Here is a 26,103-nt window from a genome sequence, read left to right as displayed (position 1 = left end):
AGGGGAAAAAGGTTATGGAAGTCTTTATTGCTGCTTTTATCTTTTTTCTGTTGGCATTTGCAGGAATGGCGCTGGGCTATATTTTTAAGCGTAAGAGTATTCAAGGAAGCTGTGGTGGCTTGGGAAGCATCGGCGTAGAAAAAGTTTGCGATTGTCCTGAACCCTGTGATGCGCGCAAAAAACGTATGGTAAGGGAAGCTACCCGTCAAGCACAGTTGGAAAAGAATCGTATTCTGTAATGTTGTTTTGCAGCCCAACATATTTGTCATCCAATACATGTGCAATTAGAAAAAGTAACCCGCTGCCAGAATAAATAGCGGGTTTTTGTTGCCTATTCAGAGATGCTTGTTCAAGGCATTTTGCTCAAGATATTCAGCTCTAAACATTTTATTCAAGGCATGTCGAAAGGATGGCATTTTCTGTGGACTTGATTTAAGTAATGTTTCACTGAACTTGTTGAGATGCCTAAATCTTCTGCAACTTCTTTGTAACGTAGGCCTTGTAGTTGAGTAAGTAGGAATGCCTGTCGAACTTTTGTCGGAAGTTCATCCAGAGTTTTATCTATCTTTTCTAACTGTTCTAACAGTACGAGTTGATTTTCAGAAGAATGTGATGAAATTGTAGGCATTACCCTAATATATTCCAGATAATTATCTTCTAGTTTTTTCCTGCGCCAGTAATTGGCAAGGGTTCTACGGGCTATCGTCATTAAAAATGCTCTTGGCTGGCGGATATTCTCAAGATCCGAAGATTGCATCAATTTAATAAAAATCTCATGGGAGAGATCTTCGGCATGATTTGGACAAGTACTTTTTTGCACCGCCATGATGATATTGCCTGATAGGATAGGATAAATATGATAATGATTATTATTTGTATTTGTTCGGGAGAAGTCAACGCAGCATTCTAAACCTAACTCCCTTAATTTTTAAGGGGGTTAGGTATTGTGTGGCTAAATGTCAGTTAGAACTGTTGTGAAATACTGAACTTGTAATTACGGCCAATTCCTGAAACCGCTTCTCCCAAGTACGGATAGTAATCACGGTTGAACAGGTTATCGATGGTGATCCGTGCTTCAAAGCCTTTGATAAAAGAAGGACGCCAGCTTGCAAACAGGCCATGTAGGGAATATCCCTTGCTTGCTGGTAATTGCCAAGAATCTGCTTCTAGAGCACCATCTACAGGTGAACGGTCTTGCTTACGGATAAAGTCGCCTTTCCAGCCCATAGCCAATTGCCACTGTGGAATTTTGAAACCTAACATGGCATGTGCAGAAGTTGGTGGTATTTCCGCAATCCAAGTTTTATGCCCTGTCCATGGATCATTCATAGGAGTATCACGCTGACCACGCAGAGTAGAGAAAGACAATTTTCCGAAGAGTGTGCGGCTGTCGTAGAAGGTTTCTATCTCCAGCCCCTTGATAGTATATCCCGGGAGGTTGCGATAGTTTGCCTGTGGTTTTTCACATTCATTGTATGGCACTAAACCATCGGCTTGGGCTTTACAATAAACTCCACGTTTTTTAAAGATCTCATCCTTACCACGGTTACGGAATAAAGTGGTACGAATTTGCAGACTATCATCTTCAAGCATCACATTATTGAAATCGAGAATTGCGCCGAGGCGTACTCCGGTCATTCTTTCAACATTAAGATTACGGCTGGAGCCTTTGAGGCTGCCTAGCCCTTGTACCTCATATTGTTCATCAACTATTGGTGCACGCCATGTACGGCTGATATCTGCAAACAATGAAAGGTTTTTATTTGCTTGCCACATAATGCCTAAATGAGGTGACCAACCAGTATAGGTTACACTGCTATAGTCATGATTTACTTCTGGTGATTTATCGTTATATGTGGATGCATCATTTTCTCTACCCATATTTTTGACATGGTCATAGCGAACACCCGGCGTTATGGTCACGCTGCCTATTTTCAGAGAGTCTTGAATATATAAGCTGTAAGTTAGTTGATCTCCAGCAGGCATATAGCCTGGTTGATAATAACCGTAGTTATAGTTTTTATTCTTTATTTTGCTTTTATCGAACATTAGTACATTGCGTTCGTTTTTATGCCAACGGGTTCCTACCAGTAATTCATGCTCGATTATACTTGTTGAAAATGCGCTTTTATTGTTGATATCAGCCAGATTATCGGTGTAATCAACCCAGCTTTTATTCCCCATTACCCCACTGAGATAGATTGACGCATTTTCCTGGCGGCGATCGCTTTGCTTGGTTTTTGAATAGGCATAAGTCATCGTCAGATTTAGCAGTGGGTTATCTTCCGGCGCGATATTCCATTTGGCAGTGTAGTTCTGATCGACTTGATCACGAAAAACCAGTTTTCTTTTCCAGGCACCATCCCAACCATATTCTTTTATGTCGTAGGCGGAAGGTAAATTCATTTTATCCCGTTTAGCCGCCCAAGGCTGCCAGCCATCTGATTCAGAGCGCATGGCAGATAAACTGATAGTATGTGTGTCACTGGGATAGATATTGGTTTTCAATAAATAGGATGTTTGGTTGTTTTGAGAGTACTCAAAACGGGTGCCATCAGGGCGTTTAATATTGTGCCCGTCGCGCTTACTGACATAGAGTAAGCCATCAACAAAACCGTTGGGATCTCTGCCGTATATTGCGCCACTATTAATCCACTGCCTGTCATTGGTGTGATAACTTTGTTTGACAAAGCCGCCCCAGTCCTCATCTGGGCGCAACAAATCGCCAGCATCTTTTGTCACAACTTTGACAGAACCGCCAAATCCACCGTTACCATTGAGCAAATTGTGTGGTCCTTTATCAACGTCTACACGTTTGATTAATTCAGGTTCAATAAAGACAGAACCCTGACGGTACTTCTCGAATCCTTTTGGTGCATCGTCCAACGTGATTTTGATATCTTCTTGGTCTCCCATTCCCCAAATATTCAGGGTTTGCCCACCGGAACGCGGAGAACCTGACATCGAAACACCGGGAAGTTGGTCGAGTAATTGAGCAATGTTATCTGCCTGAGTCCGATCAATATCCGCTTTTTTGAGTACTGAACTTCCCGCGCTGGTGCTATTGTGTAAACTCTCAACGACAGAAAGTGTAGGTAATTTCATCACCTCATTTTTCTTTTCCGTTTTTTGCTCTGTAGAATTTTCAGTAGCATAAACAGGGCTGGCGAAAGCCGCCCCTAATACGAATGTTCCTGAGAGTGCGCCGCTTAAAATTTTCTGAATCATGGTAGCGATTGGGCGTTTTTCTAATTTTTGACTATTATTTTTCATAAATTCCCTGAAATATGATCAAGTAAATATTATTTAATGTAATAAGTCACTTGAGAAATCAAAGTGGACAAATAAAAATGAGAATTATTTTTATTTTTTGATGGAGCCGCTATTTATACAGATGTTTTAATGGTAACTCATTGAAATTATTTTAATTTTGTTAAACCTGAACAATTGCTAACTATGTTGACGTTGAGATTTTCATTTCCATAGGTGCAAGCTCTTTAAGTTCAAATTCCATAAGTACAAGGGGTTAGTCAATGAAGAAAAAGATTCTTGGTTCTCTGATCTTGGCAGGTATCGTGGCACTGATTGCTGGTTGTGATGATGCATCCAAAAAAGCAGAAGATACGGTACAGCAAGTCAAAGAAAACGCAGCGCAAATGAAAACTGACGCTGAAAAAAAAGTCAAGGATATCACTGATAATACAAAAGAAAAATCACAGGAGATAAAGGAAAACGTTTTGCGTGAAGGCCATAGTGCGATTGATAAATCCAAGGAAATGCAAAATCAAATCACCCATGCAGCTAGTGATATTGCTGAGCAAATGAAATCCAAGGTAGCTGATGTGCAGAATCAGGCGACCAAAACAGCGAGTGATGTGATGGATACTATGAAATCAAAAGCGGATGATATACAGCATCAGGCTAGTGACAAGATCGATCAGTTTTCAGATGCCATGAAGTCAAAGACGGAAGATATAAAAGCTGAAGCTGATAAAAAGACGGATGATTTAATCGATAGTTTTAAAGGTGACAAGGATAAAAAAGAGGAAAAATAATTTATCGTTTTAATCCAGTATGTTGCTGATGTGGAATGGATTGCATCAGAAGGGTGATCTGAAAATGATCACCCTTATTATTTTACTCATCATTGGCGACATAATATTTTGCCTGACTGCGTGGCAGAGGTGAAATTCCTCTGATTTTATCAGCAATTTTTTCGGCTATCATGATCGTAGTGGCATTCAAATTACCGGTAATGATTGTTGGCATAATGGAAGCATCAATAACACGTAAATTCTTAATGCCATGCACACGCCCTTGACCATCTACAACTGCCATTTCGTCTGACCCCATTTTGCAGCTGCAAGATGGGTGAAATGCTGTTTCGGCATGTTCACGAATAAAGGCATCCAGTTGTTCATCAGTCTGGATTTCAACACCCGGGCTGATTTCACGTCCACAATATGGAGCCAGCGCTGGCTGCGCCATAATCTCCCGCGTGATGCGAATAGCAGCGCGGAATTCCTGCCAATCTTGTTCTGTTGACATATAGTTGAATAAAATACTTGGATGCTGACGCGGGTTCCGTGACTTAATTTTCACCCGACCACGGCTTGGGGAACGCATAGAACCTACATGAGCCTGGAAACCATGTTGATTGACGGCGTTGCTGCCGTTGTAATTAATAGCAACAGGCAGGAAGTGAAATTGAATATTTGGCCAAGCAAATTTTTCATGGGTACGAATAAAACCACCAGCTTCAAATTGATTGCTGGAACCAATGCCTGTTCCTTTGAATAACCATTCAGCGCCAATTTGAGGCTGGTTATACCATTTCAATGCTGGGTAGAGGGAAATGGGCTTGAGGCATTCATACTGCAAATACATTTCAAGATGATCTTGTAAGTTTTGCCCAACGCCTGACAATACATGTACCGCAGGAATCCCAAATTCATTCAATACTTCTTCAGGGCCAATGCCTGAACGTTGCAAAATCTGTGGTGATGCGATTGCTCCAGCACAGAGCAAAACTTCCTTACTTGCTTTTGCTTGTACCAAAGCTGAGCTATTGCCTTGATAAAAATTGGCACCGATGGCTGTCTTCCCTGCAAATTCGAGGATATCAGTCAAAGCATGGGTAATGATAGTGAGATTGGCACGTGATCGCGCTTGATCCAGATAGCCACGGGCTGTACTGGCACGGCGTCCTTTGGAGGTAACGGTGCGATCCATTGGCCCGAAGCCTTCTTGCTGATAGCCATTTAGATCATCAGTGCGTGGATAACCAGCTTGGATGCCTGCTTCTACCATCGCGTGAAAAAGTTCATTATTACCTGCTTTGGGGGTTGTGACACTGACCGGCCCATCACTGCCGTGGTAATCATTGTCACCAATATCCCGTGATTCAGCTTTGCGAAAATAGGGAAGGCAATCAAGATAAGTCCAGTCTTCCAACCCCGGTTGTGCTGCCCAATGATCAAAATCCATTGCATTGCCACGGATATAGCACATGCCATTAATCAATGAAGATCCACCAAGCCCTTTGCCGCGTCCGCATTCCATGCGTCGATTATTCATATGGGGTTCAGGATCGGTTTCATATGCCCAGTTATAACGGGTTCCTTGCAAAGGAAATGCCAGCGCCGCTGGCATTTGAGTACGGAAGTCGAACCGGTAATCTGGCCCACCAGCTTCCAGTAGCAGAACAGTCACATTCGGATCTTCCGTCAGACGGGTTGCAAGCACGTTACCCGCTGAACCAGCACCGATAATAATGTAATCAAAAACCATTGTTATCTCCTCTGTTTCAGACATGGATTAAAATAGGGATTCAAAATTGCCCAGTTCCACCTGTATTGATTTGGTTTGAGTGTAATGTTGTAGTGTGATCAGTCCATTTTCCCGACCAACACCAGAATGTTTATACCCGCCGACAGGCATGGCGGCTGGAGATTCCCCCCAGGTGTTGATCCAGCAGATCCCAGCTTCCAGTTGGTGGATAACGCGATGTGCGCGGGAGAGATCTTTCGTTACTAATCCTGCCCCCAGGCCATAATGAGTGTTATTGGCGCGGGCAATCACTTCATCTTCCGTTTCATAAGTCAGGATAGACATCACTGGCCCAAAGATTTCTTCCCGTGCAATCAACATATCATCGGTACAGTCACTGAATACTGTTGGTGCAACAAATGCGCCTTTCGCCAATTCACCTTCCAGCAGGCGCTCACCACCACAAAGCAGGCGGGCATGGCTGTTTTTGCCGCTGTTGATATAGCGTAATACAGACTCCATGTGCGGGAAGCTCACCAGAGGGCCAAAATTAGTATTGGGGTCGAGAGGTGAGCCAATTCGAATGCGTTTCACACGCTCAAGAATTTTTGCTTCAAATTGTGAGAGCAGTGCCTTAGGTACAAAGACGCGTGTTCCATTCGTGCAAACCTGACCTGAACTGAAAAAGTTTGCCATCATGGCAATATCAGCAGCGCGATCCAGATCTGCATCATCAAAAATGATCAGCGGAGATTTGCCACCCAATTCCATCGTGACTTCTTTTAGGGTTGAGCCTGAAGCATTTGCCATGACCTTTTTACCTGTCACAATACCGCCGGTAAAAGACATCTTGGCAATTTTGGGGTGAACGGCCAGATAATGTCCCACTTCATGCCCCGCTCCTGTCAAAACATTGAAAACACCATCAGGCAAACCTGCCTCAGTATAGATTTCAGCCAACTTTAAAGCAGTGAGAGAAGTGACTTCACTTGGTTTGAAAATCATTGCATTACCGGCTGCCAGAGCGGGGGCTGATTTCCAGAGGGCAATTTGAATAGGGTAGTTCCATGCACCAATGCCAGCTACGACACCCAATGGTTCACGGCGTGTATACACGAAAGAAGACTCGCGTAGTGGAATTTGTTGGCCTTCAAGGGCTGGAATTAAACCAGCATAATATTCCAGCACATCAGCGCCAGTAACGATATCAACTTGCTGAGTTTCAGAAAGTGGCTTGCCGGTATCCAGTGTTTCCAATTCAGCAAGCTCATCATTGCGTTCACGCAATATATTGACTGCTTTGTGTAAGATCCGGGAACGTTCCACCGTAGTCATGGCTGCCCAGATTTTTTGCCCCTTGTGGGCACTTTCGACAGCCAAGTCAACATCTTGTTCTGTTGCGGACTGAAATTGAGCAATAACCTTTCCAGTAGCCGGATTAATTGCATCAAAAATTGTGCTATCAGGTCTGGTATTATCGAGCTTGGTGTTATTAAAACTGGTGCTATCAATATAAGCACCGTGGATATAAAGTTTTTGTAATCCAAAATGGGTCATAGATTCTCCTCAAGAGCCTGTCCACAGGTTATAAGCCTTAAGCCAGAACTCAAGCTATATCGGATGTCCCGAGTTTCTGTTCGATGTAATCAATGGTAATTCTGAACGTCCCTTCAATGTCAAACGGCTTGTTACTTAACGCACTTCTCAGCCAAATGCCGTCGATTAATGCCGCAAGGCCTTGTGCAGCCAGCCGTGCTTCTGCTTTTGGCATGGCACGTTTAAATTCAACACAGATATTGGAATACAAACGGCGTTCATTAACCTGTTGTAACCGATACAAGTTTGGTTGGTGCATACTGCTGGCCCAGAATGCCAGCCAGGTTTTCATTGCCGCGCCGCTGATCTGACTGGGATCAAAATTCCCTTCGACAATGGCTTTTAACCTTTGAGTGGGCGTTGCGTTGTCAAGCAGACGTAATCGGCATGTTACTGCCATTCCCAATTGGTGCAAGAGATAGCGCATGGTAGCTTCCAGCAGCCCATTTTTATCTTTGAAATAGTGGCTGATAATTCCGTTGGAAACTCCCGCTTTTCGCGCTATTTGTGCAATGGTTGCTTCTTGCATCCCAACTTCATTCACAACGATTAACGTTGCATCAATGAGTTGTTGTTTTCTTATCGACTGCATTCCAATTTTTGGCATGATTTTATGCTCATAAAATCAATCATTCGGTCGATATTAAACTTTTTTTAATTGAATGTTCAATCAAAATTAAATATGTTTTATCACAATAATTTTACAATGAGGGGCTAAATTTATTTAACATGTCTTAAATTTTATTTTTAATTCAAACGATTATATGAATTATTCTTTTCATGCATTTTAATTTCATTAATTTCAGGAACTGCCTATGAACACACAAGACAGTCCAAAAAACACTCAGAAGGATACTCTGAACTCTGTCGTTTTTTTCGCCTCGGCTGGACTGATTATCGTATTTTCTCTATTCACTATTTTTTTCACAGATGCAACAAGTGGTTGGATAAAAAACACACTGAACTGGGTGTCTAAAACTTTCGGTTGGTACTATTTATTGGCTGCGACGCTTTACATCGTATTTGTTATTTTTGTTGCTACGTCTCGCTTTGGCTCAATCAAATTGGGGCCAGAACAATCCAAGCCGGAATTCAGTCTGCTTAGTTGGGCGGCGATGCTGTTTGCCGCTGGGATAGGCATTGACTTAATGTTTTTCTCGGTAGCTGAGCCTGTTACGCAATATATGCAACCACCAACAGGTCAAGAAGAAACAATTGAAGCAGCCCGTCAGGCGATGGTGTGGACGCTGTTCCACTATGGCCTGACGGGCTGGTCTATGTACGCCTTGATGGGAATTGCTCTAGGATATTTTAGTTATCGTTATAATTTACCTTTAACTATTCGTTCGGCACTTTATCCTATTTTTGGTAACCGCATTAAAGGCTGGATCGGTCATACGGTGGATATTGCGGCAGTAATCGGGACAATTTTTGGCATTGCAACGACTTTGGGAATCGGTGTTGTACAATTGAATTATGGCCTGAACGTACTTTTCGGATTACCGCAAGGATTAGGGGTTCAGGGAGGTTTGATACTATTGTCTGTGGTGATGGTAAGTGTCTCTGTGACTTCCGGCGTAAACAAAGGAATTCGATTTTTGTCCGAATTGAATGTACTGCTGGCTCTTGGTCTGGTTTTGTTTCTTTTGTTTGTGGGTGATACTGAATTCCTGCTCAATGGATTAGTGCAGAACGTCGGGGATTATATTAGCCGTTTCATGGGCATGACGCTGAACAGTTTTGCATTTGAACGCCCGACTGAATGGATGAATAGCTGGACACTATTTTTTTGGGCATGGTGGGTGGCTTGGTCGCCGTTTGTCGGATTATTCTTAGCGCGTATTTCCCGAGGTAGAACCATTCGCCAGTTTGTTATGGGAACATTAGTCATTCCATTTGTTTTTACTCTGCTATGGCTATCAATATTTGGTAACAGTGCGTTGTATGAAATTATTCATGGTAATCGCCAATTGGCTGAAACAGTGTTGCAGCATCCAGAACAAGGTTTTTATAGACTACTGGCGTTTTATCCTGCATTTACGTTCAGTGCTTCTGTTGCCACAATTACGGGACTGCTGTTTTATGTCACATCGGCTGATTCTGGCTCGTTAGTACTGGGAAATTTCACCTCTAATCTCAGTGATATCAATAATGATGCACCGAATTGGTTGCGCGTCTTCTGGTCTATAGCAATCGGTGTATTAACATTAGGTATACTCATGACTGATGGTATTTCAGCTTTGCAAAATACTACAGTCATAATGGGGCTGCCTTTCAGTTTTGTGATCTTCTTTATCATGGCAGGGCTGTATAAATCCTTGCGAGTGGAGGATTTCCGCAAGGCCAGTTCGTTGCACAATACTTCTCCCACGCTTGTACATGACAATGGTTCACTGAACTGGAAGCAGCGTCTAAGCCGTATGATGCATTTTCCTGGTACGAAAAACACTCAACGAATGCTGGATATGGTGTGTCGTCCAGCTATGTTGGAAGTCGCTAAAGAGTTGGTGGTGCGTGGTGCAAAAGTTCAGTTTAATGTGCTGCCCGCAAAAGATGACAGCCGGCTGAATCCACTAGAGCTGATTGTTGATTTAGGTGATGAACAGAATTTTGTCTATCAAATTTGGCCACAACGTTATTCTGTACCCGGATTTACCTATCGGGCGAGATCGGGCAAATCTCACTATTACCGATTGGAAACTTTCCTGATGGAAGGGACGCAAGGTAATGATTTGATGGACTATACGAAAGAGCAAATTATTAGTGATATTCTTGATCACTATGAAAAGCATTTGAACTTTATTCACTTGAACCGAGAAGCACCGGGGCAGACTTTGATTTTTCCCAGTTGATAATAAATAAAAGATAGCAGAGGATAAAAATAAGTAATAAAAAATCGCCTGTATTATATAAAGTTACAGGCGATTTTTTACTAAAATAGAGAATTTATTTTATAATTCAATATTCAATATTCAATATTCAATATTCAATATTCAATATTAATATTTTTATCTATTTTTTGGATGATAAGCCTCAGGATAAATTTTACCATAATAACCCTCCAATTGAGATTCTGTCATTTTTGATATTTCCACATATTTTGGTGAAAATAGGACAAGAAATGACATTAATCCCATTAAGGCAGAGAAAATAAGTAATAAAGCTCTTATATCATAATTTTCTATCATGTAGGTTGCAGATATCATCCCCAATGGTATCGAGACTATACAAATAGCAAGGAATTTAGATTCCATTGCATTACGGTGAGACTCAGGTGTTGCCAGGCATCGAATTGAGGTAGTATTTATATTGTAAATAATTAAACCTATTCCACTAATTAGCATATAACTACATAATCCAATTAATGAGGTTGCTGTGGATATACCAGCTATGCAGACAGCGATCGTTAAGGCTGAAATAAAGGCACCACGGGCTTTACAGAAGAACTTATTCATATATTTAATAATGATGGTACTGCCAATCATCATCCCTACACCAAACGTTGCTTCGGCAATCCCAACTTGTAAAGCACTTAGCTTAAACTCATTGATAATAATAAGAGGTGTAATATAGGTTACTAATGGCACTACAGTGAAATTAAAAAAGGAAGCAACAATAACTAAACTTGCTTCTGTAGGATTTTTAGTAATAATTTTAATACTTCCTATATTGCTTTTATGTTGGTGTGATGGTTTTTCTTTTTGCTGGTTTTTTATAAAGTAAAAGCCAATAATTGATGAAATTGCCATTAAAGAAATAAATATTAAAGCTCCGTCAATATTTAAATAATGGATGACAATGCCCGATATTGCAGGGCCGAGGATAATGTTAACTGAATTAACAATTCCTCTGTATTTAAATGCAGACTCTAATTTGTTTTTATTACTAATTTCTGGAAGGATACTGGTGCCAATAGGTTGAATGAGTATGGCTGAGATAGAAGCGAAAATATATATAATCCCTAATGGAATATAGAGGTTTTTATCTATGATACTAGCAAAAATAAAAAGTAATGAAGTTGGGATTATGCAACATAATACGATACTTTTCTTATTGAATCTGTCTCCAAGGTTACTCATGAAGACTAGAAACAATACTTGTAAAAACCATGATGAAAAGATAAACCATCCAAGTTGAAAATCTAGATTTAGCACTTCAATCATCCACCATGAGAACAACATGCCAAATGCTCTTGTAGAGGACGTGAATAAAATATCAGATATTTGATATAAAAAAAATGAAATATTATTTTTCATTACTACCCTTATATTTATTAATAGCCGTGTTTATTGATAAATTTCGGTAATGGTATATATGAAATGTATTTATGTCACTGCTATATTGAAATTAAATGATAGGTTAAGTTGGTTATTTGTTGGTTTTATAGAATATAACTGACAAGAAAACACGTTGAGTTAACGGAGAAAACTCATCATTCTGCTTCACTCTCTTCGCAGGAGTATATATATTGTAAAGGATATTCGTCGGCGGTTGAATCTGGTGAAATACCATCAGGATTAATGGTAAGTAAAAAGTGGGCACCGTTACAGGGTGAGATGATTTAATGCCGTAATAATTACAATAAATCTCAGTCTTTTCGTCCATTCCTAGATAATCCTACGTGCTACCCTGATGTATACATTCATCACGAGCTCTCGCTATCATGTTCATTCATAAAATCATCACGCCGATGTTTATTAAACGCTTTCAGTGTGTCGGTTCTGATTGCATTTCACATTGCTGCCAAGATTGGTTCATCAGTGTGGATAAAAAAACATATAAAAAATATCACCATGCCGACAGCATTGAAATCAAACAAATCGCGCAGGCACATGTACTGAAATTGGAGAAAAAAGGAAACTATGCCTATATATCCGTTTAAATGAGCAAAAAGCCTGTCCGTTTCTGACAGAAGATCGGCTGTGCAATATTTATTGCAAGCTCGGCCCTTCGGCGATGAGTGATACATGTCGGGAGTATCCGCGTAGTGAAGTTGAGTACAGTAATGTAACATTCAAATGCCTTTCCTTATCTTGTCCTGAAGTTATTCGGCAACTTCTTTTTTCAGCAGATGCAATGCAACTGATAGAAGAAGACCATTACCTGACGAAAGCCCCGAAAAAATCGGATTTGACTGATCCTCAATACCTTGTTTACCTTTGGTGTCTAAATCTCATTCAAGCGTCGTCACCTCAATTTGACGATAATCTTTATGCCGTCATGCAATTACTGATTTTCCTGAATAAAGTCAATTTTGAGATAGAAGAAAATTTCGATCGAATTCAGGGGATATTCGAATTTTTACTGGCTGCTTTACAGAATGGCGAACTAACAGAAGAGCGGCGTAATCTACCGCATCCGGTGGCATTTCAGACTGCAGTATTAGGCGTATACGGTAAATTTATTTATAAGCTATCACGTGGCGGTGACTTCTTGTCATCCACGTATTTGAATACGCTTAATCAACTGGGATTGGATGAAAACCAAACGCAGAAACGAACGGAAAACAATATGGCACGGTTACGGGATACATGGCATTTGCTGACACAGGACTCCTGTATGAAGGAACCGAGTGTGTTACGTAATCTATTTTCTTATCTGCTTTATCACAGCCAGTTCCCGCATGTTTCAAATTTTAATGGGGATGCGAAAGGGCAACGTAATGCATTGACGCACTTTAGTTTATTGGTGATGGATTATTTCTATCTACGCACCAATTTATCGGCGCTCGCAGTTGTGGAAAAACGGATGGTGACGGAAAAAGACGTTCAGTTGATGTTCAGTGCCTATTTTTCCATGAAAATGCATATCCTTGGCATCAATGATGATTTATTGACGTTGATGGAACAGTGTCAGATGAGCGATGCATTGGCGTGTATTTGTTTATTAGATAATTGATAGGCGTTGGATGGCTAAAGTTATATGGCACTGTTACAAAGCTCCGGTAGTTGATACGCTCAGTTGAGTCATCTTGTCCGAGAGACAACATCATGAACCCATTCAAAGGCCATCATTTCACTGGTGTCATCATTTTATGGGTCGTCCGCTGGTACTGCAAATATGACATTAGTTATCGTGAGCTTCAGGAAATGTTGGCCGAACGCCGTAACACTAAATCTCCATACCACTTTCTCGGGAAAATTTTAGACAACGTGAAGTTGTGGCAGATCCCGCGGTTCATCTTTTTAATGCTACGCTCCGAGAAAAAGCGAAAGAACTTGTTTGCCGATTAAATGATAATTTTCAAACCCTGAAACCTGCATTTTCAAGTTAAGCGGGTATACAAAACTGTGTTTATATTCCAAGGAATTAACTCGTTGAAGTTTTGCTGAAAAAGTAACTAGAGTTTCATAATCCATATCTGTATATTTATACAGTATTTTGTATTTATACAGTGCTTTGGCGTGGGGAGATCAGATGCGAAAAATTATTCATATTGATATGGATTGCTTTTTTGCTGCCATTGAAATGCGGGATAATCCATCACTCCGCAATATTCCTATTGCAGTAGGAGGGAGTGCTGATCGAAGGGGGGTAATTAGTACGGCAAATTATCCCGCCCGTCGTTTTGGGGTACATAGTGCGATGTCCACAGCCATGGCATTAAAACTTTGTCCTCAATTGAAAGTGATCCCCGGTAGAATGGCGCTTTATAAAGAAGTCTCTCAACATATCCAGCAAATTTTTTCCCGTTACACTGAGCTAATTGAGCCTCTCTCCTTGGATGAAGCCTATCTGGATGTGACGGATTGCCATTATTGTCATGGTTCTGCCACTTTGATTGCTCAAGAAATTCGTCAGGTAATTTTTGGTGAATTGCAGTTAACGGCTTCCGCCGGTGTAGCGCCAGTCAGATTTTTAGCCAAGATAGCTTCTGATATCAATAAACCCAATGGGCAATATGTTATCTCTCCTGAGCAGATAGAAGCTTTTGTGAAGTCGTTGCCATTACGCAAAATTCCCGGTGTCGGAAAAGTTACAGCTAAGCGTTTGTCTGATATGGGGTTGGAAACCTGCTCTGATGTTCAACATTACGATAAGCTGGCATTAATAAAAAATTTGGGTAAGTTTGGTTTGTCGCTTTGGGAGCGCTGCCACGGCATTGATGAGCGGTTGATTACGCCAGAACGTTTGCGCAAATCTGTTGGGGTGGAAAAAACGTTGGCTCAGAATATTCATGAATGGCATGAATGGCATGAATGTGTTGAACTGATTGAAAAACTTTATCCTGAGTTGGAAAAACGGTTGGAAAAAGTAAAACCCGATCTCCGTATTGCCCGACAGGGTATCAAATTAAAGTTTGACGATTTTCAATTGACGACACAGGAACACGTCCATCCTGTGTTGGATAAATTCGACCTGATTCAGGTCGCAAAACAAGCTTGGGAAACACGCAGAGAAGGGCGAGGGGTCAGGTTGGTTGGGCTACATGTGACATTACAAAATCCACAACTGGAACTCCAGCTTTTATTGAAGTGGTAAAGAAAAGTGTAAATGGAATCTCTCCCGCAAGCAGATGGCAGGGGAGAGACAATATAGGCTTATTCTTTAGCCGGAATAGCTTTTAGAATTGCAGTGAGTAACTGCCAATATTGACCAACACTTTTAATGTGAACTTTTTCATCAGGTGAGTGAGCGCCTCGAATGGTTGGGCCGATAGAAACCATGTCCATATCAGGATACGGTTTTTTGAATAGACCACACTCCAAACCTGCGTGGATCACCATGATATTCGGAGTTTTATCGAACAATTGATGATAAGTCTCACGCACTAAATGCATGATTGGAGAATTGGCATCAGGCTGCCAGCCCGGATAGCCGCCACTCGCTACTGTTTCTGCTCCGGACAGTGTTGCCAGAGAATTCAGTATTTCAACAACATAAGCCTTGCCACTTTCGATCAGTGAACGAATCAGGCAAATAACTTCAACTTTTTCTTCATCCATGGTTACAACGCCTACGTTTAGCGAAGTTTCTACAACACCTTTGGCGACATCACTCATACGAATAACGCCATTAGGCATACTATTGAGCATGGATACGAAACGAGTTTGACACTCCGCTGTTAGTGCTTGTGATGATGCTTCGGTTTCATCCAACAAGAGAGTGAGATTGTTTTCAATGACAGCATATTCGTTTTTCAATGTTTCCAGATAGTTGTCCTTCAATTGATACAATTTTTCGATTTTATCGGCAGGAACAGCAATCACGGTAGAGCCTTCCCGAGGAATGGCATTGCGTAGGGTTCCACCTTGCAGGTTAATTAATTTCAGTTCCAACTTATTGGCATGCGCGGCCAGGAAACGGGCCAGTAATTTGTTGGCGTTGCCCAATCCCAGATGAATATCACCACCAGAGTGACCTCCTTTTAATCCTTTAAGAGTCAGTTGCAGAGTCTTATAGTTAGCCGGCAGAGTTTCGCGGGACAGTTGCAAGGTTGTGACGAAATCAACGCCACCAGCACAACCCATGTAGATTTCGCCTTCTTCTTCTGAATCGGTATTGATCAGAATATCAGCTTGCAACCAGCCAGATTTTAGACCGAATGCACCATCCATACCCGCTTCTTCGGTCATGGTCAGTAAAACTTCCAACGGGCCATGTTTGACGGATTCGTCCGCCAATATTGCCAGCGCTGAAGCCATGCCGATACCGTTATCAGAACCCAGAGTTGTACCATCAGCCGTAACCCACTCGCCATCAATATAAGGGCGGATAGGGTCTTGTGTGAAATCGTGTTGGGTATCGTTATTTTTCTGCGGAACCATATCAAGGTGTGCTTGAAGCACGACAGCCTTGCGATTTTCCATGCCTTTTGAAGCCGGTTTTCTGATCAAAATATTGCCGACTTCATCCCGTTCTACATGGAAATTTTTGCTTTTTGCCCACTCAATGATATGGGATGCCAGCGCTTCTTCATGGTAGGAAGGATGGGGAATGGAACAGATTTGGGCAAAAATATCCCATAATGGTTGAGGGGATAATGTTGATAATTCGGACACGGCGAATCTCCTGTAACTGCATTTTGGTGAGATAAAAATGATAATGTTTGACACATTAGGGCGCTTATTGTCATCTGCGTTGTCCTAATGTCTATGTTATGCCTGAGAATATCATTTTATTGCTTTCAATGTGCTGTGAGAATGTGGGCTTACCTTGTTTTTACTGGTTTTTGTCTGTTCAAATCACTATAATCTCGCGCAACCTTTTTTCCGCAAAAAAACACTTTTCTGAAATATTCTTTAGTTTCCAGGATCAAATTTTATGAGTGAAAAATATGTTGTAACGTGGGATATGTTGCAAATACACGCCCGTCAATTGGCACAACGTTTACTTCCTGTAGAGCAATGGAAAGGTATTATCGCCGTCAGCCGTGGCGGTCTTGTGCCGGGGGCTTTACTGGCTCGTGAATTAGGAATTCGCCATGTTGATACTGTCTGTATTTCCAGCTACGATCACGATAATCAGCGTGAGTTGAATATATTGAAAAAAGCGGAAGGTGACGGCGAAGGTTTCATCATTGTTGATGATCTGGTTGACACTGGAGGCACAGCTCAGGCAATCCGTGAAATGTATCCGAAAGCCCATTTTGTAACGATTTTTGCAAAACCCGCCGGTCGTCCTCTTGTAGATGATTATGTCGTTGATATTCCCCAAAATACATGGATTGAACAGCCATGGGATATGGGAGTAATGTTCGTTCCACCTATTTGTGATAAGCAGTAAGATTTTTCTTTTGTCATGACTAAACAAAACCTTTCAGAATCGTTGTTTAAGCCTCGATTTAAACATCGTGAGACCTCTACACTGGTAAAATATACTCGTCCACAGTCTATCACTGACAGTAATAGTATGCTTGGTGGGGAGCACCACGAGCGTTGGTATCGAATGATTAATTGGCTCGCTTGGATCTGGAGGGGAGTAAATCCACTGGAGATTCAAGATGTCCTCAGTCGGATTGCCGTGACGGATGCCGAGCGCAGTACTGAATACTTGTTGGATACTGTGATCGGCTATCGTAAAGGAAACTGGGCATTTGAGTGGTCTCAGAAGGCAATGTATTATCAACAGGAAGCATTGCAGACTGAGGATGCAGAAAAAGCCGGAGTATGTTGGTTAAAGGCTGCAACGCTATACAGTATTGCTGCTTATCCTCATTTGCGTGGTGATGAATTGGCCGATCAGGCAACTGCGCTGGCGAATAAAGCCTATGAAAACGCAGCGCATTTTTCTGGGCATAAATTGCAAAAATTGGAATTCCGGCTGGAAGGGGGCAAAAGTGTTACTGGGTTGTTGCATCTTCCTTCCCATGTACAGGAGCCTTGTCCGACGATATTAGTTTGTGCCAGCCTTGATAATGTACAGAGTGATTATTGGCGGTTATTCCGAGAACACTTCTCGCCTCTTGGATTTGCAATGTTAACGGTCGATATGCCTTCCGTTGGTTACTCTGCTAAATTCACATTGACGCAGGATACTTGTTCCCTTCATCAACAAATTCTGCAACAACTGCATAGCGTGCCGTGGATTGATCATACCCGTGTCGGTGTATTTGGTTTTCGTTTTGGTGCAAATATCGCTGTTCGCCTTGCCTATCTGGAGCCGAAACTTATTAAAGGGGTATCGGTGATAGGACCGATTGTTCATGAATTACTGCATGATGAAAAATTACAGCAGAAAATTCCGTCAATGTATATTGACGTATTGGCCAGTCGCTTGGGTATTTATCACATTGATGAAGAAAGATTGCGTTCAGAACTGAGTTGCTTTTCATTGAAAAACCAAGGGCTGTTGGGACGTCGTTGTACTGTGCCCATGCTTTCGGTGTATTGGGAAGGTGATATTTTTAGCCCAAGGAAAGACTCGAAGTTAATTGCCATGTCATCAATAGATGGTTCATTGAGGGCTATTCCTGCTACATCAGTTTATAGTGGTTTCAATAAGGCATTACACGAAATAAGTGTATGGTTGAGAGATAAAGTTCTATAAAACTAAATTTATTACTTGATATTTTTTAATCATTTGATACAAAGGTGCTCTGTAATAAGGAGACCTTTGTATGACTTTACCTACAAGTTATTCTAAAAATAGGTTGTTGAAGAGTTTTTCTGCACTAGGGCCGTATTTACGTGAATTAAAGTGCAAAAATGGTTATTTTTTCTTTGACTGTTTAGCGGTTTGTGTCAGCGCAAAAGCGGTGCCAGAAAAACGTGAATTTTGGGGATGGTGGTTAGAGTTAGAAGAGCAGGATCAAGGTTTTGTTTATAACTATCAGCTAGGCTTATTTGATAAAAATGGTGAATGGCATGCCATGAGTATCAAAAAAAAGGCCGATCTTGAGCACCTTGAATCAACTTTGCAGGCATTCCACAAACGTCTGGCCGATTCTTTTGATACTCTCAAACTTACGTTGATCCCATCAGAAAGTACCGTCGCTCTTCAAACACAAGTTATGGCATAATTTTGCTTTTAACCTGCTTTTTTAAATTTTGCGTTATGTCAGTTGGCATAACGCTTCTCTCCTGTTAAAACTGAACACTGTTTTTTCAAATTTGTTTTTCAAATTAATTATAATGGCAGAAATATGATGAATGGCAGCCAAACATTGGTTGTGAAACTGGGGACGAGTGTATTGACTGGTGGCTCTCGTCGTTTGAATCGTGCCCACATTGTGGAGCTGGTTCGTCAATGTGCTCAACAATATGAAAAAGGCCACCGTATTATTATCGTGACTTCTGGTGCGATTGCCGCTGGACGCGAGCATTTGGGGTACCCTGACCTTCCGGCAACTATTGCATCAAAACAATTGCTGGCAGCCGTTGGGCAAAGCCGCCTGATTCAATTGTGGGAACAGCTTTTCTCGATTTATGGTATTCATGTCGGGCAAATGCTTCTGACCCGTGCGGATTTGGAAGACCGTGAGCGCTTCCTGAATGCAAGAGATACCCTTCAGGCGTTGCTTGATAATCACATTGTTCCCATTATTAATGAAAATGATGCTGTTGCGACAGCAGAGATTAAAGTCGGCGATAATGATAATCTTTCTGCTCTGGCAGCGATTTTGGGCAGTGCAGATAAATTATTGCTCCTGACCGATATCGAAGGACTTTATACCGCAGATCCTCGCAATAACCCTGATGCAAAATTGATCTCTGAAGTGCATGACATCAGTGATGAGCTGAAAATGATGGCAGGGGACAGTGTATCGGGTTTAGGCACGGGGGGAATGGCGACAAAACTTCAGGCCGCAGGTGTGGCTGGACGTGCTGGAATTGATGTTATTATCGCTGCGGGAAACAGGTCGGATGTTATTGCTGATGTTATTAAAGGAAAATCGGTTGGAACACGTTTTCATGGGCTGACTAGCCCAATGGAAAACCGCAAACGTTGGATCTTTGGTGCGCCTCCGGCGGGGGAAATCATCGTCGATCATGGTGCAGAAGCGGCGATTACCGGAAAAGGCAGCTCGTTGCTGCCAAAAGGGATCAAAAACGTTAAAGGTGATTTTTCCCGAGGTGAAGTCATTTGCATCCGCAGTTTATCGGGCAAAGATTTGGCTCATGGTGTGTGCCGTTACAACAGTGATGCTTTACGTTTGATTGCAGGCCATCATTCACAACAAATTAGCCAGATATTGGGTTATGAATATGGCGCTGTTGCGGTTCACCGTGACGATTTGATCGTAATTTAATGAATTAATCGTAATTGAGAGATCATAATTGATCGTGAGTTAAGGATTTCACCATGCTAGAGCAGATGGGAAAAGCAGCCAAAGCAGCATCATGGCAATTGGCACAATTAAGTACCAACCAGAAAAACCAAGCGTTGAATCATATTGCTGATTTGTTGGAAGCAGAAATTGAAGTTCTCCTTGCTGCCAATCAGCAAGATATGGAGCAAGCCCGTGAACAGGGAATGAGTGAAGCGCTGCTCGATCGGTTATTACTGACGCCTGAACGACTGAATGCGATTGCCTATGATGTACGTCAAGTCTGCCGTCTGACTGATCCTGTAGGGCAAGTCATTGATGGGCAATTATTGGATAGTGGATTGCAATTGAGCCGTCGCCGAGTTCCTTTGGGGGTGATTGGCGTGATTTATGAAGCTCGCCCCAATGTTACTATTGATGTGGCATCTTTGTGCCTGAAAACAGGTAATGCTGTGATACTTCGTGGTGGCAAAGAAACCCATCATACTAATCAGGCGATGGTTAAAGTCATACAACAGGCATTGGAACAAAGTGGCTTACCGACTGCAGGGGTTCAGGCTATCAATAAGCCAGATCGTGAATTAGTAGCTGAATTACTGAAAATGGATCGCTATGTCGATATGTTGATCCCTCGAGGTGGGGCTGGATTACATAAATTGTGCCGGGAACAATCAACTATTCCTGTGATTACTGGTGGCATTGGGGTTTGTCACACGTTTGTGGATGAAACCATCAATGTTGAAAAAGCATTAGAAATAATTATTAATGCGAAAGTTCAGCGTCCAAGTGCCTGTAATTCACTGGAAACGTTATTGGTTCATGAAAAGATAGCGGCTGACTTCCTGCCCATTTTGAGTACCAAAATGAAAGAGCAGGGAGTGACATTGCACGCAAGCGAATCAGCAATAGCATGGTTGAGAGATGGCCCTGCAACCGTCGTCGAAGTGACAGAAGATGATTACTGTGATGAATGGTTATCTTTGGATATGAATGTGGAAGTTGTTAGTAATATCGAGCAGGCTATTGAGCACATTCGTACTTATGGCACTGCCCACTCTGATGCGATCCTGACAGATTCTTTGCAGCTGGCTGATCACTTTGTGCGTCATGTGGATTCAGCAGCAGTATATGTGAATGCAAGTACTCGTTTTACCGATGGGGGACAATTTGGTTTGGGAGCTGAAGTAGCTGTCAGTACTCAGAAATTACACTCCAGAGGCCCAATGGGGCTTGATGCACTGACAACGTATAAGTGGATTGGTTATGGTAATTATTTGCCTCGCAGTTAACCGTATTTTACTTTAATTGGAATTTGTCGAACTATGTTGAGTCACACTTAATTGTAAGTGTGACTTTTTGCTCCATCAAAAATATCTTTTTACACGAGTGTAAATATTTAGTTACTATACTTTATATTAGGCTTAATTTTGTAAACTCTTCAGGAATACAATGAAATGAAACAAACTCTATTTATCGTAGGTGCACGTGGTGCAGGGAAGACGACAATAGGTAAGTTGTTGTCTGAAGTATTGTCGTATAAATTTATTGACACTGATGAGAGTGTTCAGGCTGTTAGTGAAATGACGATTGCCGAGCTTGTTCAACAACATGGCTGGGAATATTTCAGAAAATTGGAAAGCCAAACATTACAAGCGGTTAGCCAGAGTGAAAGTGTCATTTCAACAGGTGGGGGAATTGTATTGTTGCCTGAGAATCGCCAATATATGCAACAAAATGGTATTGTGATTTATTTGCAGGCACCCGCAGAAGTTTTGAGTAAACGGTTATTACTCAATCCAGAGAATTCACAGCGTCCTAGCCTAACAGGAAAGTCCATTATAGAAGAAATCGAAGAAATATTGATTGAAAGAGAATCATTATATCAAGAGTGTGCTGATTTCATTGTTGATGCCAATCTTGCAACAGAAGATATTGTATCTTGTGTTAAATCTTATATTTTAAACCAGCAAAATAAGCTAATTTGATATATCAAGAACTTTTAAGTTTATTTTTTATTTAGCAGGGAAATCCTATATATCAGATTGCTTATACAAATTATAGTATCATTCTATTGACTCACTTTAATTTTATTTAATTATATTTGAGATATGGATATGCTCTTAAATTTTATTCGGTTACTTGTTCGTGTTCTCTTTAGGGTGACAGTTGAAGGGGATGATAAACAGCTAAAACACCCTAAATGTATTATTACTCCCAATCATATTTCGTTTCTGGATGGCCTGTTAATTGGGCTATTCTTGCCGGTAAAACCTGTATTCGCTATCTATTCTAATATTGCGAGCCGCAGCTTCTTCAAATTTATTAAGTCCTATGCGGGTGTTGTACCTTTAGATCCTACCAATCCAATGGCTGTCAGAACATTGGTTAAAGAAGTGGATAAAGGGCGCCCGATTGTGATTTTTCCCGAAGGAAGGATCACTGTGACTGGTTCCCTCATGAAAATTTATGAGGGTGCCGCTTTTATTGCCGCGAAATCAGAAGCAAAAGTAGTCCCAATCCGAATTGATGGTGCAGAACAAACGGTTTTTGGTCGGTTAAAAGGAATTATGAAGTTACATTGGTTCCCGAAAGTCACCATCAAGATCTTACCTGCCGTCGATTTGCCAATGCCGGATGCACCTGATTCAACAACACGCCGCCGTTTAGCAGGAGAACATCTCCATGCCATTATGATGGAAGTAAGAATGCAAACGCGTCCAAAGGAGACATTGTTCAGTGCTTACCTTACTGCGCAAAAACGCTTTGGTCGCTTTAAGCCCTGCATTGAGGATGTGAATTTTAAAGAAGATAGCTATCACTCATTATTGAAAAAAATATTGGGTGTCAGCCGAATCTTAGAGCGTTTTACACAAGAAGGTGAACGAATTGGTCTGCTGTTGCCGAATGCAACTGTGACGGCGGCTGTCATCTATGGCGCTTCGTTAAAAGGGCGAGTACCGGCCCTTCTTAACTATACAGCAGGAAGTAACGGCATTAAGAATGCCATGCAGGCGGCAACCATCAAAACCATCGTAACATCCCGCCAATTTCTGGAAAAAGGGCAATTAACCCATCTGCCAGAACAGGTGACAGAGGCTAATTGGGTCTATCTCGAAGATTTAAAAGATACGATCACTCGGGAAGATAAACTTTGGGTATTGTGGCATTTGATTTTCCCTTCCAAAGCTATTTTGGCCTCACAAAAACCAGATGATGATGCATTGATCCTGTTTACGTCAGGATCAGAAGGTGCACCAAAAGGCGTTGCCCACAGCCATGTCAGCCTACTGGCGAACGTTGAGCAGATAAAAACGATTGCTGATTTTACTCCTCTAGACCGCTTTATGTCCTCTTTGCTATTGTTTCATGCGTTTGGCTTGACAGTTGGTTTATTTACTCCGTTAATGACAGGCAGCCGCGTGTTCCTTTATCCAAGCCCGTTACATTATCGTGTTGTGCCTGAATTGGTCTATGACCGTAACTGTACCGTGCTGTTCGGAACTTCGACTTTCTTGGGTAATTACGCTCGTTTTGCCCATCCTTATGATTTTGCCCGTCTACGTTATGTGGTGGCCGGAGCAGAAAAATTGTCAGAAAACACCAAACGTGTTTGGCAGGATAAATTTGGTATCCGTATTCTGGAAGGTTATGGGGTGACGGAATGTGCTCCTGTAGTAGCAATCAATGTGCCGATGGTGGCAAAACCGGGAACAGTTGGGCGGATTTTACCAGGTATGGACGCTCGTTTTTTTGCCAGTACAAGGCATTGAAGAAGGCGGCCGTTTACAGCTACGTGGGCCGAATATTATGAAGGGCTATCTGCGGGTTGAAGCACCTGATCGCCTAGAGCCGCCATCTGCAGAAGACGCAGAAGGGAATAATCAAACTGGCTGGTACGATACCGGGGATATTGTTTCTATTGATGACGAGGGCTTTTGTACGATTAAGGGGCGTGTGAAGCGATTTGCCAAACTTGCGGGAGAAATGGTTTCTCTCGAAGCGGTGGAACAAATAGCTTCTCGCGTTTCTAATGATGCGCTGCATGCGGCTACAGCCAAGAGTGATCAAAACAAAGGCGAAGCGCTGGTATTGTTCACAACAGATGCAAATTTAAATAGAAATGCAATGTTGGGAGTCGCTCGCGAAATGGGAATGCCTGAGTTGTCGGTTCCACGAAATATTCGTTATGTGAAGCAACTTCCTTTGCTTGGCAGTGGCAAACCGGATTTTGTCACATTGAGAAAAATGGCTGAACAGGAGTAGGGAAAAGAATGACACTATGGAGACACAACCGCTGTTAAATCGGGGAATGAAAGCGGTATTGGTGTCGCAATTTCTCTCTGCTTTTGCTGACAATGCGCTGTTCTTTACCATTTTAGCTCAATTGAAGGCGGAGTCTTATCCCGAATGGAGCTGGCCAGCCCTGCAAATTGTTTTTGTCCTGACTTATATTGTACTTGCTCCCTTTGTAGGGCAAATTGCAGATCGATTTTCAAAAGGGCGTGTCATGCTCTTTTCTAATGGCATCAAATTACTTGGAGCTATCAGCATTTGTATCGATATGAATCCTTTTCTGGGATATACCTTAGTGGGAATTGGGGCTGCAGCCTATTCTCCCGCCAAATACGGAATTTTGGGTGAATTGATAGATGGCGGACGTTTGGTAAAAGCCAATGGCATGATGGAAGCTTCGACCATTGCAGCCATCCTGATTGGTTCAGTTGCTGGTGGTTTCCTTTCTGATGTGAGTCTGGTATCGGCATTGGGGCTTTGTGCCTTGTTGTATAGTGTTGCGGTCGTGTCCAATTTCTATACACCTTGTCTGGCTGTAGCTCGTGAAAGCGAGGGGTGGAATCCCAAAAAAATATTGGTGGATTTCATCGCGGTTTGTGTTTCACTCTGGCGTAATCAGGAAACACGATTTTCATTGGTGGGCACGAGTTTATTTTGGGGGGCAGGTATCACGCTGCGCTTCTTGTTGGTTGCATGGGTTCCTGTTGTTCTGGGGATTGACGGCAATACGACTCCAACATTGATGAATGCTGTAGTTGCTATTGGTATTATTGTTGGAGCAGGTTTGGCTGCGCGGTTTATTACATTGAAAACTGTTCGTCGCTGTATGCCAGCGGGGATCTTAATTGGATTCATGGTCATTCTTTTTGCTACTCAGCAATCAATAGTATTTTCCTACTTAATTCTGATTGTCCTCGGGGTGTTTGGTGGACTTTTTGTCGTTCCATTAAATGCATTGCTGCAAGAGCATGGAAAGCGTGCGATGGGAGCAGGTAAAGCCGTTGCCGTACAAAATCTTGGCGAAAACAGTGCCATGCTGGTAATGCTGGGGCTGTATTCAATTTCCGTCATGTTGGGAGCGTCGGTTGTTGCTGTCGGTATTAGTTTTGGTATTTTGCTTTCTTTGGCAATTGGAGGGCTATGGATTTGGGATCTGCTTCGGAAAAATTAATTTCTTATAGAATTGAAGGCCTGTTATGGATGAAAAAATCCTGAATCAGCTTAGTATTGAACTCGGAAAGAGATTAAAACAGAGAAAATTATCCGTGACTTGTGTAGAGTCGTGCACAGGAGGCTGGATAGCCAAAGTGCTCACAGATATTGCGGGAAGTTCGGCCTATTTTAATCGTAGTTTCGTGACTTACAGTAATGATGCTAAACATGAAATGTTGGGTGTTTCCCCAGAATCATTGGCACGATTTGGTGCGGTAAGTGAACAGGTTGTAAAAGAAATGGCCGCAGGGGCATTAATAGCTGCCAAAGCTGATGTGTCTGTTGCTGTCAGTGGCATTGCCGGGCCGGATGGTGGAAGTGAAGAAAAACCAACTGGCACAGTTTGGTTTGGATTTGCCTTTCATGTTGATGAAGATATACAGACGGTGACATATCGCCAGCATTTTTCAGGTGATCGCGATACCGTGCGTCTACAAGCCGTCATTTTTTCTTTAAAAACTTTGTTGGAAGAAATCATAAAAAATTAGCTTGATGCTGTATGATTATACAGTATAATCATGCAG

General features: G+C 41.9%; 21 protein-coding genes and 2 pseudogenes. 16 read left to right on the top strand and 7 right to left on the bottom strand.

Annotated elements, in window-relative coordinates; genetic code table 11:
* Nucleotides 1–14: 14 nt before the first annotated feature.
* On the top strand, nucleotides 15–239 hold the full coding sequence (nqrM, locus tag BM135_RS05895) for a (Na+)-NQR maturation NqrM (RefSeq protein ID WP_092518756.1): 225 nt from the start codon (nucleotides 15–17) through the stop codon (nucleotides 237–239).
* A 152-nt stretch (nucleotides 240–391) separates the two neighbouring features.
* Here nqrM and BM135_RS05890 read toward each other — a convergent pair whose 3' ends face one another.
* Together BM135_RS05890 and BM135_RS05885 are read right to left on the bottom strand one after the other, a co-directional pair.
* Nucleotides 392–826, bottom strand: coding sequence for a sigma-70 family RNA polymerase sigma factor (locus tag BM135_RS05890; protein ID WP_092518754.1), 435 nt, complete (start codon nucleotides 824–826; stop codon nucleotides 392–394).
* 137 nt (nucleotides 827–963) lie between these two features.
* Nucleotides 964–3,273, bottom strand: a complete 2,310-nt coding sequence (locus BM135_RS05885; RefSeq protein WP_139204076.1) for a TonB-dependent hemoglobin/transferrin/lactoferrin family receptor — start codon at nucleotides 3,271–3,273, stop codon at nucleotides 964–966.
* Between the two features lie 260 nt (nucleotides 3,274–3,533).
* Between BM135_RS05885 and BM135_RS05880 the strand changes: the two genes are divergently transcribed.
* A complete protein-coding gene (locus BM135_RS05880) occupies nucleotides 3,534–4,055 on the top strand; it encodes a hypothetical protein (RefSeq protein ID WP_092518751.1) in 522 nt (173 codons plus the stop codon).
* Between the two features lie 82 nt (nucleotides 4,056–4,137).
* On the opposite strand, the gene betA is transcribed toward BM135_RS05880, so the two are convergent.
* From betA to betI, 3 genes are read right to left on the bottom strand one after another with little or no spacing between them, the layout of a single operon-like run.
* The gene (betA, locus tag BM135_RS05875; protein ID WP_092518749.1) at nucleotides 4,138–5,790 is read right to left on the bottom strand and encodes a choline dehydrogenase; all 1,653 of its coding nucleotides are present in this window, start codon (nucleotides 5,788–5,790) and stop codon (nucleotides 4,138–4,140) included.
* Nucleotides 5,791–5,817: 27 nt separating this feature from the next.
* Nucleotides 5,818–7,326, bottom strand: coding sequence for a betaine-aldehyde dehydrogenase (gene betB / locus BM135_RS05870; protein ID WP_092518746.1), 1,509 nt, complete (start codon nucleotides 7,324–7,326; stop codon nucleotides 5,818–5,820).
* Nucleotides 7,327–7,375: 49 nt separating this feature from the next.
* Nucleotides 7,376–7,972, bottom strand: coding sequence for a transcriptional regulator BetI (gene betI / locus BM135_RS05865; protein ID WP_092518745.1), 597 nt, complete (start codon nucleotides 7,970–7,972; stop codon nucleotides 7,376–7,378).
* A 208-nt stretch (nucleotides 7,973–8,180) separates the two neighbouring features.
* Here betI and BM135_RS05860 point away from each other — a divergent pair, with 208 nt between their 5' ends.
* Complete coding sequence (locus BM135_RS05860; protein WP_092518743.1) at nucleotides 8,181–10,217, top strand: choline transporter; 2,037 nt, start codon at nucleotides 8,181–8,183, stop codon at nucleotides 10,215–10,217.
* A gap of 156 nt (nucleotides 10,218–10,373) precedes the next feature.
* Here BM135_RS05860 and BM135_RS05855 read toward each other — a convergent pair whose 3' ends face one another.
* Entirely contained in the window at nucleotides 10,374–11,621 is a 1,248-nt protein-coding gene (locus BM135_RS05855; RefSeq protein WP_092518741.1) for an MFS transporter, read from the bottom strand.
* A gap of 407 nt (nucleotides 11,622–12,028) precedes the next feature.
* Here BM135_RS05855 and BM135_RS16900 point away from each other — a divergent pair, with 407 nt between their 5' ends.
* From BM135_RS16900 to dinB, 4 genes and pseudogenes are all read left to right on the top strand, one after another.
* On the top strand, nucleotides 12,029–12,247 hold the full coding sequence (locus BM135_RS16900) for a hypothetical protein (protein WP_175485980.1): 219 nt from the start codon (nucleotides 12,029–12,031) through the stop codon (nucleotides 12,245–12,247).
* A complete protein-coding gene (gene fliB, locus BM135_RS05850; RefSeq protein ID WP_217644289.1) occupies nucleotides 12,208–13,263 on the top strand; it encodes a flagellin lysine-N-methylase in 1,056 nt (351 codons plus the stop codon). Before BM135_RS16900 ends, fliB begins: the two co-directional genes overlap by 40 nt.
* A gap of 92 nt (nucleotides 13,264–13,355) precedes the next feature.
* A pseudogene (locus BM135_RS17295) lies at nucleotides 13,356–13,469 on the top strand (IS6 family transposase); the annotation flags it as partial.
* Between the two features lie 313 nt (nucleotides 13,470–13,782).
* Complete coding sequence (gene dinB / locus BM135_RS05840) at nucleotides 13,783–14,847, top strand: DNA polymerase IV (protein ID WP_092518739.1); 1,065 nt, start codon at nucleotides 13,783–13,785, stop codon at nucleotides 14,845–14,847.
* A 59-nt stretch (nucleotides 14,848–14,906) separates the two neighbouring features.
* On the opposite strand, the gene pepD is transcribed toward dinB, so the two are convergent.
* Nucleotides 14,907–16,367: a beta-Ala-His dipeptidase gene (gene pepD, locus BM135_RS05835; RefSeq protein WP_092518737.1), complete on the bottom strand. Its 1,461-nt coding sequence runs from the start codon at nucleotides 16,365–16,367 to the stop codon at nucleotides 14,907–14,909.
* A 262-nt stretch (nucleotides 16,368–16,629) separates the two neighbouring features.
* Between pepD and gpt the strand changes: the two genes are divergently transcribed.
* The 9 genes and pseudogenes from gpt (at nucleotide 16,630) to pncC (ending at nucleotide 26,067) form a co-directional block, all read left to right on the top strand.
* Nucleotides 16,630–17,091, top strand: coding sequence for a xanthine phosphoribosyltransferase (gene gpt, locus BM135_RS05830; RefSeq protein WP_092518735.1), 462 nt, complete (start codon nucleotides 16,630–16,632; stop codon nucleotides 17,089–17,091).
* Between the two features lie 15 nt (nucleotides 17,092–17,106).
* Complete coding sequence (frsA, locus tag BM135_RS05825; protein WP_092518733.1) at nucleotides 17,107–18,354, top strand: esterase FrsA; 1,248 nt, start codon at nucleotides 17,107–17,109, stop codon at nucleotides 18,352–18,354.
* A 70-nt stretch (nucleotides 18,355–18,424) separates the two neighbouring features.
* On the top strand, nucleotides 18,425–18,826 hold the full coding sequence (gene crl, locus BM135_RS05820; protein WP_092518731.1) for a sigma factor-binding protein Crl: 402 nt from the start codon (nucleotides 18,425–18,427) through the stop codon (nucleotides 18,824–18,826).
* Nucleotides 18,827–18,952: 126 nt separating this feature from the next.
* The gene (proB, locus tag BM135_RS05815; protein ID WP_092518835.1) at nucleotides 18,953–20,056 is read left to right on the top strand and encodes a glutamate 5-kinase; all 1,104 of its coding nucleotides are present in this window, start codon (nucleotides 18,953–18,955) and stop codon (nucleotides 20,054–20,056) included.
* Nucleotides 20,057–20,109: 53 nt separating this feature from the next.
* Nucleotides 20,110–21,363: a glutamate-5-semialdehyde dehydrogenase gene (gene proA, locus BM135_RS05810; RefSeq protein ID WP_092518729.1), complete on the top strand. Its 1,254-nt coding sequence runs from the start codon at nucleotides 20,110–20,112 to the stop codon at nucleotides 21,361–21,363.
* A gap of 165 nt (nucleotides 21,364–21,528) precedes the next feature.
* Nucleotides 21,529–22,059, top strand: a complete 531-nt coding sequence (aroL, locus tag BM135_RS05805; RefSeq protein ID WP_092518727.1) for a shikimate kinase AroL — start codon at nucleotides 21,529–21,531, stop codon at nucleotides 22,057–22,059.
* 129 nt (nucleotides 22,060–22,188) lie between these two features.
* A pseudogene (gene aas, locus BM135_RS05800) lies at nucleotides 22,189–24,337 on the top strand (bifunctional acyl-ACP--phospholipid O-acyltransferase/long-chain-fatty-acid--ACP ligase).
* A gap of 16 nt (nucleotides 24,338–24,353) precedes the next feature.
* A complete protein-coding gene (gene lplT / locus BM135_RS05795) occupies nucleotides 24,354–25,538 on the top strand; it encodes a lysophospholipid transporter LplT (protein WP_092518725.1) in 1,185 nt (394 codons plus the stop codon).
* A gap of 25 nt (nucleotides 25,539–25,563) precedes the next feature.
* On the top strand, nucleotides 25,564–26,067 hold the full coding sequence (pncC, locus tag BM135_RS05790; protein WP_092518722.1) for a nicotinamide-nucleotide amidase: 504 nt from the start codon (nucleotides 25,564–25,566) through the stop codon (nucleotides 26,065–26,067).
* Nucleotides 26,068–26,103 lie beyond the last annotated feature (36 nt).

The sequence above is a fragment of the Xenorhabdus japonica genome, assembly GCF_900115195.1.
GTDB lineage: Bacteria > Pseudomonadota > Gammaproteobacteria > Enterobacterales > Enterobacteriaceae > Xenorhabdus > Xenorhabdus japonica.
This window is presented reverse-complemented; position numbering and strand designations above follow the sequence as displayed.

Excerpts from the sequence above, each read along its gene's own strand:
- BM135_RS05890 (WP_092518754.1), bottom strand. The coding sequence starts at position 826 with ATGGCGGTGCAAAAAAGTACTTGTCCAAATCATGCCGAAGATCTCTCC.
- frsA (WP_092518733.1), top strand. The coding sequence starts at position 17,107 with ATGACTAAACAAAACCTTTCAGAATCGTTGTTTAAGCCTCGATTTAAA.
- BM135_RS05880 (WP_092518751.1), top strand. The coding sequence starts at position 3,534 with ATGAAGAAAAAGATTCTTGGTTCTCTGATCTTGGCAGGTATCGTGGCA.
- betI (WP_092518745.1), bottom strand. The coding sequence starts at position 7,972 with ATGCCAAAAATTGGAATGCAGTCGATAAGAAAACAACAACTCATTGAT.
- BM135_RS05860 (WP_092518743.1), top strand. The coding sequence starts at position 8,181 with ATGAACACACAAGACAGTCCAAAAAACACTCAGAAGGATACTCTGAAC.
- proB (WP_092518835.1), top strand. The coding sequence starts at position 18,953 with ATGAATGGCAGCCAAACATTGGTTGTGAAACTGGGGACGAGTGTATTG.
- proA (WP_092518729.1), top strand. The coding sequence starts at position 20,110 with ATGCTAGAGCAGATGGGAAAAGCAGCCAAAGCAGCATCATGGCAATTG.
- betA (WP_092518749.1), bottom strand. The coding sequence starts at position 5,790 with ATGGTTTTTGATTACATTATTATCGGTGCTGGTTCAGCGGGTAACGTG.
- BM135_RS16900 (WP_175485980.1), top strand. The coding sequence starts at position 12,029 with ATGTTCATTCATAAAATCATCACGCCGATGTTTATTAAACGCTTTCAG.
- crl (WP_092518731.1), top strand. The coding sequence starts at position 18,425 with ATGACTTTACCTACAAGTTATTCTAAAAATAGGTTGTTGAAGAGTTTT.
- BM135_RS05855 (WP_092518741.1), bottom strand. The coding sequence starts at position 11,621 with ATGAAAAATAATATTTCATTTTTTTTATATCAAATATCTGATATTTTA.
- lplT (WP_092518725.1), top strand. The coding sequence starts at position 24,354 with ATGGAGACACAACCGCTGTTAAATCGGGGAATGAAAGCGGTATTGGTG.
- BM135_RS05885 (WP_139204076.1), bottom strand. The coding sequence starts at position 3,273 with ATGAAAAATAATAGTCAAAAATTAGAAAAACGCCCAATCGCTACCATG.
- nqrM (WP_092518756.1), top strand. The coding sequence starts at position 15 with ATGGAAGTCTTTATTGCTGCTTTTATCTTTTTTCTGTTGGCATTTGCA.
- aroL (WP_092518727.1), top strand. The coding sequence starts at position 21,529 with ATGAAACAAACTCTATTTATCGTAGGTGCACGTGGTGCAGGGAAGACG.
- gpt (WP_092518735.1), top strand. The coding sequence starts at position 16,630 with ATGAGTGAAAAATATGTTGTAACGTGGGATATGTTGCAAATACACGCC.
- dinB (WP_092518739.1), top strand. The coding sequence starts at position 13,783 with ATGCGAAAAATTATTCATATTGATATGGATTGCTTTTTTGCTGCCATT.
- betB (WP_092518746.1), bottom strand. The coding sequence starts at position 7,326 with ATGACCCATTTTGGATTACAAAAACTTTATATCCACGGTGCTTATATT.
- pncC (WP_092518722.1), top strand. The coding sequence starts at position 25,564 with ATGGATGAAAAAATCCTGAATCAGCTTAGTATTGAACTCGGAAAGAGA.